10 protein-coding genes are annotated in these 9,021 nt (G+C 73.8%); all 10 read left to right on the top strand.

All coding sequences use genetic code 11. The features are described from left to right. Positions 1-632: tetratricopeptide repeat protein (locus tag VKN16_09435; GenBank protein HME94423.1), on the top strand; the 632-nt coding region annotated here is incomplete at its 5' end. Continuing rightward, the gene (gene purD, locus VKN16_09430) at positions 629-1,909 is read left to right on the top strand and encodes a phosphoribosylamine--glycine ligase (GenBank protein ID HME94422.1); all 1,281 of its coding nucleotides are present in this window, start codon (positions 629-631) and stop codon (positions 1,907-1,909) included. The genes VKN16_09435 and purD, both read left to right, overlap by 4 nt. Continuing rightward, positions 1,906-2,556, top strand: coding sequence for an L-threonylcarbamoyladenylate synthase (locus tag VKN16_09425; protein ID HME94421.1), 651 nt, complete (start codon positions 1,906-1,908; stop codon positions 2,554-2,556). The genes purD and VKN16_09425 overlap by 4 nt, the downstream gene beginning before the upstream one ends. Beyond that, positions 2,538-3,149: a molybdenum cofactor guanylyltransferase gene (locus VKN16_09420; GenBank protein HME94420.1), complete on the top strand. Its 612-nt coding sequence runs from the start codon at positions 2,538-2,540 to the stop codon at positions 3,147-3,149. The genes VKN16_09425 and VKN16_09420 overlap by 19 nt, the downstream gene beginning before the upstream one ends. 17 nt (positions 3,150-3,166) lie before the next feature. Further along, positions 3,167-3,991 carry a hypothetical protein gene (locus VKN16_09415; GenBank protein HME94419.1) on the top strand — a complete coding sequence of 275 codons (825 nt, stop codon included), beginning with the start codon at positions 3,167-3,169 and terminating at the stop codon, positions 3,989-3,991. 27 nt (positions 3,992-4,018) lie between these two features. Next, positions 4,019-4,162: a hypothetical protein gene (locus tag VKN16_09410; GenBank protein ID HME94418.1), complete on the top strand. Its 144-nt coding sequence runs from the start codon at positions 4,019-4,021 to the stop codon at positions 4,160-4,162. After that, positions 4,159-5,400 carry a tRNA uracil 4-sulfurtransferase ThiI gene (gene thiI / locus VKN16_09405; protein ID HME94417.1) on the top strand — a complete coding sequence of 414 codons (1,242 nt, stop codon included), beginning with the start codon at positions 4,159-4,161 and terminating at the stop codon, positions 5,398-5,400. Before VKN16_09410 ends, thiI begins: the two co-directional genes overlap by 4 nt. Next, positions 5,397-6,779, top strand: coding sequence for an MBL fold metallo-hydrolase (locus tag VKN16_09400; protein HME94416.1), 1,383 nt, complete (start codon positions 5,397-5,399; stop codon positions 6,777-6,779). Before thiI ends, VKN16_09400 begins: the two co-directional genes overlap by 4 nt. A 77-nt stretch (positions 6,780-6,856) precedes the next feature. After that, positions 6,857-8,194, top strand: a complete 1,338-nt coding sequence (locus VKN16_09395; GenBank protein HME94415.1) for a 1-acyl-sn-glycerol-3-phosphate acyltransferase — start codon at positions 6,857-6,859, stop codon at positions 8,192-8,194. Continuing rightward, positions 8,191-9,021, top strand: an 831-nt coding sequence (locus VKN16_09390) for an MFS transporter (GenBank protein HME94414.1), incomplete at its 3' end; no start/stop codon positions are given. The genes VKN16_09395 and VKN16_09390, both read left to right, overlap by 4 nt.

The following is a 9,021-nucleotide window of genomic DNA, read 5'->3' as shown; positions in this document are numbered from 1 at the left end:
TGGTGGAGCAGGACCGACTGCGCCTCGACCCGGGCACCGGCCAGGCCCTGCTCGACTTCGACGCCGGCGATCTGGAGCGGGAGACGCGCGAGTCGCTGCTGACCGGCATGGTGCGCCCGCTCATCCCGCCCGCGGATGCGGCCGAGCTGTGGTTCCAGCGCGCCTCGGAGTGGGACGGCGACCCCGAGCGCTGGGAATCGGCGGTGGAGGCCTACGAGCGCGTGCTCGACATGGACCCGGGCTACGCCGCGGCGTGGAACAACCTGGGCCTGCTGCACCATCGGATGGGGCAGTACGAGCGCGCCGGTCAGTGTTACCGGGCCGCGCTCGAGGCCGACGACAGCTGCTGTCAGGCCGCGTTCAACCTGGGCTCGCTGCACGAGGACCTGGGCGACCTGGCGGTGGCGGTCACGTGGTATCGCCGCGCGCTGGAGCTGGAGGCCGACTACGCCGACGCCCACTTCAACCTGGCCGGTGTGCTGGCCAAGCTGGGCCGCGGCGAGGATGCCGCCGTGCACTGGCGGCGCTACCTCGAGCTGGACCTGGGCAGCCCGTGGGCCAAGATCGCGCGGGCGCACCTGGACGGCGAGCCGCCGGAGAGCGAGGACGGCGGCCCGGAGGGTGACGAGTGACCGACGTGCTGCTGGTCGGCGGCGGCGGCCGCGAGCATGCGCTGGCCTGGAAGCTTACCCGCAGCCCCCGGCTCGGCCGCCTCGTCGCCGCGCCCGGCAATCCCGGCATCGCCGCGCACGCCCGCTGCGAGCCGGTACGGGATACCGCGATCGCCGAGCTCGTCGCGCTGGCCCGTCGCGAGCGCCCCGACCTCGTGGTGGTGGGCCCGGAGGCGCCGCTGGCCATGGGGCTCGGCGATCAGCTGCGCGCGGCCGGCTTCCCGGTGTTCGGGCCGAGCGCGGCGGCGGCCCGCATCGAGAGCTCGAAGGCCTTCGCCAAGGACCTCATGGCCCGTCACGGCATCCCGACTGCGCGCTTCGCGACTTTCAGAGATGCAGCTGCGGCGGAGCGGTACTGTCGCGGGCTCGGCGCCCCGCTCGTGGTAAAGGCCGACGGGCTGGCCGGCGGCAAGGGAGTCATCATCTGTCCCACGCGGGAGGCGGCGGCCCGCGCCCTCGCGCTCTGCTTCGATGATCGCGCCTTCGGCGAGTCCGGGCTCACCGTCGTCGTCGAGGAGCTCCTCGAGGGCGAGGAGGTCTCCTTCTTCGCGCTCGCCGACGGAGCGGCGGTGCTGCCGCTGGCCGCCGCGCAGGACCACAAGACGATCTTCGACGGCGACCGCGGCCCCAACACCGGCGGCATGGGCGCCTACTCGCCTGCGCCGGTCTTCGACCCGGCGATGCAGGAGCGGGTGATGGCCGAGATCGTCCGGCCCGTCATCGCCGCGATGGCGAAGGAGGGCGCGCCGTTCGCGGGCGTGCTCTTCGTGGGGCTGATGATCACGCGCGAGGGCCCCAAGGTCATCGAGTTCAACTGCCGCTTCGGCGATCCGGAGTGCCAGGCGATCCTGCCGCGCCTCGAGGGCGACCTGCTCACCCTGCTCGAGGCGGTGGCCGCCGGACAGGGGCTGCCCGCATCGGTCGCATGGAGCCCGCGGGCGTCGGTGTGCGTGGTGATGACCTCGGCCGGCTATCCCGGGGTCCCCCAGACCGGGCGCCCGATCGCCGGCACGACCGAGGCGGCGGCGCTGCCGCACGTCAACGTCTTCCACGCCGGCACCGCGATGGCCGACGGTGCGCTGGTCACCGCGGGGGGCCGGGTGCTGGGCGTGCAGGCCCTCGGCGCCGACGTGGCGGACGCGGTGCGGACCGCCTACGCGGCGGTCGAGCGGATCCGATTCGAGGGCGCGCACTACCGCCGCGACATCGGCCACCACGCCCTGAGACGGCTCGGGTGAGGCCGCCCACGATCGCGACCGTTGTCGTCCGGGTCGATGCGATCCATCCCGAAGAGTCGGCGATGCGCGACGCCGGCGCGCTGCTCGGGACGGGCGGGCTGGTGGCCTTCCCGACCGAGAGCTTCTACGGCCTGGGCGCCGACGCCTTCGACGCCGACGCGATCGGGCGCGTGTTCGAGGTCAAGGGCCGCCCCGAGTCGAAGCCGCTCCTGGTCCTGGTGGATTCGCTCGACATGGTGGCGCGGCTGACCCCCGGGATCGGCGCGGGCGCGCGTGAGCTGATGCGCCGCCACTGGCCGGGACCGCTCACGCTGGTGCTCGAGGCCGCCGCGTCGGTGCCCGCCGCCCTGACCGCGGGCACCGGCACCGTCGGCGTGCGCATGCCGGGCCACGCGCTGGCGCGCGCGCTCGTCCGCGCGGCGGCGCGCCCGATCACCGCGCCCAGCGCGAACCCGAGCGGCGCGCCGCCGCCGCTCACCGCCGAGGCGGTGCACGGCTACTTCGACGGGCGGGTGGAGATGATCCTGGACGGCGGGGCGACCGCGGGGGGCGCGGGCTCCACCGTGGCCGACTGCACGCGGTGGCCGCCCCGGATCCTGCGACAGGGCCCGGTGGTCATCGAGGGCGCATGCGCATCACCGGCGTGATCCAGGCGGGCGGCCGCAGCGCGCGGATGGGCGGGCGGCCCAAGGCCCTCATGGAGCTGGGTGGCCGGCGCCTCATCGACCGGGTGGCCGACGTGGTGCGCGCGGTGGCTGACGACGTGCTGATCGTCACCAACACGCCCGATCTCTACGGCTGGCTCGGGCTGTCGATGGTGCCCGACGTGTTCCCCGATCACGGCTCGCTCGGCGGGGTCTACTCCGGGCTGCGCGCGGCGCGCGGCGACGTCGCCTTCACGGTCGCCTGTGACATGCCGTTCCTGATGCCGGAGGTGGCGCGCCTGGTGACGGATCGCGCGGGGGAGGCCGACGTGGTGGCGCCGAGGGTCGGCGACCGGTGGGAGACGCTGCACGCGTGCTACGGCAAGACCTGCCTCGAGCCGATCGAGACGCGCCTGCGGGCGGGCCGGCTCCAGCTCGCGGCGCTCCTCGACGACGTGCGCGTGCTCGCCATCGGCGAGGGCGAGGTGGCGCGCTTCCGGTCGCCCGAGGTGGCGTTCATGAACGTCAACACCCCGGCCGAGCTCGAGGCCGCGCGCCGGCTGCTGCCCGCGCTCGAGCCGGTGCCGCCGCGGTAGGCGCCGCCGGGCCACGAATGGACTCTCGCGTCGAAGGCCTCGGCCTGGGCTCGATTCAGGAAATCAACGCCCTGCCTCGCGACGTGGCCGAGGCGCTCTACGTGCGGCTGGTGCCCGAGGAGCTGCTCGACCGTTTCGCGATCGACCCGGCCACCCTCTGCGATCGCGACGGGAGGCGGCTGGTGCGGGTGACCGCGCCCCCCGACAAGCCGTGGGCTCGCGTGGAGGTGCGCTCCTCGCTCGAGGACCGCGACCCCGCGCTGCTGGTGGACGTCGAGATGTCGCCGCTGTCCGTGCCGGAGCTCGCCTTCGTGCAGATCACGGATCCCGCCGGGCCGCGCTTCGCGATCGACCGGGACCCGGATGGCCGCGACACCCTGTTCGGCACCGCGTCGCGCAACGTCCAGGAGGAGCGCCGGGCGATGGGTGACGGCCTGGCCCCGGGCCAGGTGCGCCGCGGCCTGCGCCTGCTGTCGCGCGTGCTCGACGCGATGGAGGGCTTCTGCGCCCTCCTCGGCAAGGAGGTCTACCTGATCGAGCCGCTGTTCTACCACTCGGCCATCCTCTACGAGCGGCGCGGCTGCGGCTACCTGATGGGCCGCGACGTGATGGAGGCCATCGACGCCGGCTTCCGCGACGGCGGCGCGCTGGTCGGGCGGCTCGACGGCTCCTCGGCCTTCCGTCAGGCCGAGTCGGCGCGCACCGTGCGGGGACGGAGCTGGGCACTCCACGACGGGGTGGGAGAGGAGCTCTGGGGCGGGGCGAGCATCGGCGGCGTGAAGATGTACCGCGCGGCCGGGCGCCGCGCCGGTATCAACACCTTCCCGGGCGCGCCGTATTGAGCCGAGAGGCGCGGGTATACTGGCGGGGTGAAGCGCCGCAAGCCGATCCATACCCCGACCCACAAGAAGGTCCGCAAGCCGATGCCCGCCAAGCCGCCGAAAGTGGAAGTGCCGAAGACGGTGTACCGGCGGCGGCCCAAGCATCCGCGGCCCGCGGAGCGCGACCAGTGACCGGGGCCACGCCCGCGGCGATCCTGCACTACCACGAGATCAGCCTCAAGCGCGGCAACCGGCCGCTCTTCCTCCGACACCTGCAGCAGAACGTGCGGCGCGCGATCGGCGATCTGGGCCCGGTGCGCCTCGAGCAGCTGCCCGGCCGCATCGTGCTCGATCTCACGGGCCATCCGGATCCGGCCCGCGTGCGCGAGCGCCTGGCCCGGGTGTGCGGCGTCGCGAACTATTCCCTCGCGGTCCGCACCGGCGTCTCCCGCGAGGCGCTGCGAGCCGCGGTGGGCCAGGTGATCGCGAGCCGGGAGTTCGGCTCCTTTCGAATCACCGCGCGCCGCGCCTTCAAGACGTTCCCGATGACGTCGGTCGAGATGAACCGCGACCTGGGCGCGCACGTCCTCTCGCTGCGACCCCAGTGCCGGGTGAGCCTCGAGCACCCCGAGTGCAACGTGCACGTCGAGGTGCTGCCCGGCGAGGCCTTCGTCTACGCCGATCGCGACCCCGGCGCGGGCGGGCTGCCGGTGGGCGCCAGCGGCACGGTGGCCGCGCTTCTCTCCGGCGGCATCGACTCCCCGGTCGCCGCCTGGCGGCTCATGAAGCGCGGCTGTCGGGTGGTGTTCGTGCACTTCCACAGCGTGCCCTACCTGCCCGATCTCTCGCGGCCGAAGGTACGCGACCTGGTGGCTCGGCTCACCCAGTGGCAGTACTACTCGCGCCTGTTCCTGGTCCCGTTCGGCGAGATTCAGCGGGAGGTCGTGCTGTCGGTGCCCCCGCCGACCCGCGTGGTGGTCTACCGCCGGCTCATGGTGCGCATCGCCGAGCGCCTCGCCCGTCACGCGGGGGCGCCCGCGCTGGTCACCGGAGAGAGCCTGGGGCAGGTGGCCTCGCAGACGCTCGCCAACATCACCCGGATCGACGAGGTGGCCTCGATGCCGATCCTCCGTCCGCTGATCGGGATGGACAAGCTCGAGATCACCGACCAGGCACGTGCGCTCGGGACCTTCGAGATCTCCATCGAGCCCGACGCCGACTGCTGCACGCTGTTCACCCCGCGCCATCCCGACACGCGCGTGCAGTCGGCCCAGGTCGCCGCGCTCGAGGCGCGTCTCGACATCGAGCGGCTGGTCACGCTGGGGGTGGAGTCGGCCGAGCAGGAGGTGTTCGATTTCCCCGTGGGCGCCGGGCCGTATCCGGCGCGCGGGGCCCGTAGCCAGCCGGCCGCCGAGCCCGTCTCCGAGTGAGCGCGACCCTCACCTTCCTCGGGGGCGCCGGCGGTACCGTCACCGGCTCCAAGCACCTGCTGGAGAACGGACGGGGGCGGCTGTTGCTCGACTGCGGGCTGTTCCAGGGGCTGAAGCCGCTGCGGCTGCGCAACTGGGCGCCGCCGCCCGTCGATCCGAAGCGCCTCGGCGCGGTGATCCTGAGCCACGCCCACATCGACCACTCCGGCTATCTGCCGCGGCTCTGCCGCGACGGCTTCACGGGCCCGATCTACGCCACCGGCGGCACCGCCGATCTCCTGGCGGTCATGCTGCCGGACGCCGCACACCTGCAGGAGGAGGAAGCCGAGTTCGCCAACCGCCACAAGACGAGCAAGCACGCGCCGGCGCTGCCGCTGTATACCGGCGAGGACGCGGCCCGCGCCCTCGCCGGGGTGACGCGCGTGGACTTCGGCCAGCGGTTCACGCCGGCGCCCGGCGTGGAGGCGCGGTTCACCCCGTCGGGGCACATCCTGGGCGCCGGGCTGGTGACCTGCGCGCTCGAGGGCGGGCGGCTCGTGTTCTCCGGGGACCTCGGCCGCTACGACGTGCCGATCATGGTGGATCCCGCCCCGGTGGCGGAGGCCGACGTGCTCCTGGTGGAATCGACCTACGGCAACCGCGTGCATCCCGCCGACGACCCCCTCGAGCGATTGACCGCGGCGGTGCGACGCGCGGTCGACCAGAAGGGCTGGCTCCTGATTCCGGCCTTCGCGGTGGGACGCTCCCAGGAGATCCTCTACGATCTGCGGGCGCTCGAGCAGAGCGGCGCGATCCCCAGCATCCCGGTCTTCCTGGACAGCCCGATGGCCATCCAGGCCACCGCCATCTACGCGGCCCACACCGACGAGCAGGACGCCGAGCTGGGCCGCCTCGAGGCGGACGGCGCCAAGCCCTTCGCGCCGCGCCGCTTCACGCTGTCGCGCACCGTGGAGGACTCCAAGCGGCTCAACGAGGCGGCCGGGCCCGGCATCATCGTGGCGGGCAGCGGCATGGCCACCGGCGGGCGCATCCTCCATCACCTCGAGCGTCTCCTGCCCGACCCGAAGACGACGGTGCTGTTCGTCGGCTATCAGGCCGCGGGCACCCGCGGGCGGCTGCTCAAGGACGGCGCGACCGAGGTGAAGATGCTCGGGGTCACGGTGCCGGTGCGCGCGACGATCATGATCAGCGATGCCTACTCGGCCCACGCCGACCGCGAGGAGATCCTGCGCTGGCTCGGCGGGTTCAAGCGGCCGCCCGGCATGACCTACGTCGTCCACGGCGAGGCGGATGCCGCCTCGGCGCTGCGCGACGCGATCACGAGCCGCCTCGGCTGGAAGGCCGCCGTGGCCGAGGACGGCCAGCGCGTGACCCTCTGAGCGGCCTCCGCGCCCCCGCGCCGTACCGCGCCATCCGCGCGCTGGCCCGGCTCCTCGGCGCCGTCTTCTACCGGCGCGTGGACGTGGTGGGCGCCGAGCGCATCCCGCGACACGGGCCGCTGATCGTCGCGGCCAATCATCACAACGCGCTGGTGGACGCCGTCTTGCTGCTGTCCACGATCCCGCGCCGCCTCGTCCCGGTGGCCAAGGCCCCGCTCTTCGGCAATCCACTCATCGGCCCCTTCCTGCGCGTCATCGGCGCGCTGCCGGTGCACCGTCGCCAAGAAGGCGGCACCGACCCCGCGCGGAACGCGGCGCTCTTCTCCGCGTCGACCGAGATCTTGCGAAGCGGTCACGTGGTCCTGATCTTCCCGGAGGGCGTGAGCCAGCCCGAGCCGACCCTGATGCCGCTGCGCACCGGGGCCGCCCGCATGCTGCTGGCCGCGGAGGCGGCCGGCGTCTCGCCGGTCACGCTGCTGCCGGTCGGCCTCATGTTCCACGAGCCCGGCACGTTCCGCACCGGCTGGGCCGTGGTCTCGGTGGGTGACCCGGTGGCCACGGGCGACGCGGTGGCGCTCGCGCCCGCGGAGCCGGAGGAGGCCGCGCGCCGTCTCACCGCGCGGCTCGGCGAGGCCCTGCGCGGCCTCATCGCCGACGCGGACGACCGCCAGACGCTGCGGCTGGTGGAGCACGCCGAGCGGCTGTGGCGCCAGGAGCGCGCGGGCGCGGGCTGGGACGCGGGCACGCGCGCGGACTGGCGTCGCCGCGCGACGCGCGCGTACCGCTACCTGCTTCACCGCGAGCCCGCCCGCATCGAGGCGCTGCGCGGCCTGATGGAGCGCTACGTGAAGGACGTGGACGCCGCGGGGCTCGGCACCGCGATGGGGTTGAAGCCGCCGCCCGCGCGCGTCACGCTCGGCTACGCGGCGCGCCAGCTCGCGGTGCTGATCGCGGGGCTGCCGCTGGCGTTGTGGGGCCTGGCCACGCACCTGCCGCCGTACTCGCTCACCTCGGCCGCGATGCGCCGGCTGCGGCCGGAGGCGGACGTGGAAGCGACCTACAAGCTGGTGGCCGGCGTCGTGCTCTACCCGATCGCCTGGATCGTCGAGGGCTGGGTGGCCTGGCGGCTCGGAGGCGGCTGGGTGCTCGCCCTGTTCGTCGGGCTGCTCGCCCCCGGCGGCTTCTTCGCGCTCGCCTGGTCGGAGCGCCTGCGGCGGCTCTATCGCGAGGGCCGGGCGCTGCTGCGGCTGCTGGTCGACCGCGATCTCGCCGGTCACCTCGCCGAGCGGCGGCGCGGCATCCTCGCCGAGATGGACGCGGCGGTGGCCCTGGTGCCGGAGTCCGCGCTCGCCGGTGCGGGGGAGCCCGGCCGGCTGGGCGAGGCGCGGCCGGAGGCGAGGCGCGCGGATCCATGAAGCTCGACGTGCGCGCGATCGTGGCGTGGACGCTCTACGACTTCGCCAACTCCGCCTTCGCCGCGGTGATCTTTGCGACGATTTACGCCGCCTATTACGCCCTCGCGGTGGTCGGCAACCACGACGGGGCGGGCGACCTCTGGTGGGGCCGCGTGGTCTCGCTCTCGATGGGCATGGTGGCGGTGACCTCGCCGTTCCTGGGCGGCATCGCCGACCGGGCCGGCGTGCGCCGGCCGTTGTTCATCGGCTTCACCGCGCTGGCGATCGTGGCCACCGCCTCGATGGCCACCGTCGAGCCGGGCATGGTGGGGTGGGGCTTCGTCCTGGGCGTGATCGGCAACTTCGCCTACGAGAGCGCGCTCGTCTACTACAACGCCTACCTGCCCGATCTGGCGCCGCCGAGTCATCAGGGGCGCGTCTCGGGGTGGGGATTCGCGGTGGGCTATGCGGGCTCGATCGTGGCCCTGCTCGCCGCGCTGCCCTTCGTGCAGAAGGAGGCCTATGCGGGCGCGTTCATCGCCACGGCGGCGCTCTTCGCGGTCTTCTCGCTGCCCGCGTTCACCATGCTGCCCCAGCCCGCGCGCGGCCGGGTCCCGGTGCGGCAGGCCGCGCGCGAGGGCGGGGCGGAGGTGGTGGCCACCGCGCGCCGCATCCTCGCGCGGCCGGATCTTCGCCGCTTCCTCGGCGCGTACTTCGTCTACGAGGACGGGGTCAACACGGTGATCGCGTTCGCCGGCATCTTCGCGGCGCAGACCCTGGGCTTCTCGATGGAGCGGCTGATCGGCCTCTACATCGTCGTGCAGGTCTCGGCCCTGCTCGGTGCCCTC

The sequence above is a fragment of the Candidatus Methylomirabilota bacterium genome (assembly GCA_035315345.1).
Lineage (GTDB): Bacteria > Methylomirabilota > Methylomirabilia > Rokubacteriales > CSP1-6 > CAMLFJ01.
This window is presented reverse-complemented; position numbering and strand designations above follow the sequence as displayed.

Excerpts from the sequence above, each read along its gene's own strand:
- VKN16_09420 (HME94420.1), top strand. The coding sequence starts at position 2,538 with ATGCGCATCACCGGCGTGATCCAGGCGGGCGGCCGCAGCGCGCGGATG.
- VKN16_09415 (HME94419.1), top strand. The coding sequence starts at position 3,167 with ATGGACTCTCGCGTCGAAGGCCTCGGCCTGGGCTCGATTCAGGAAATC.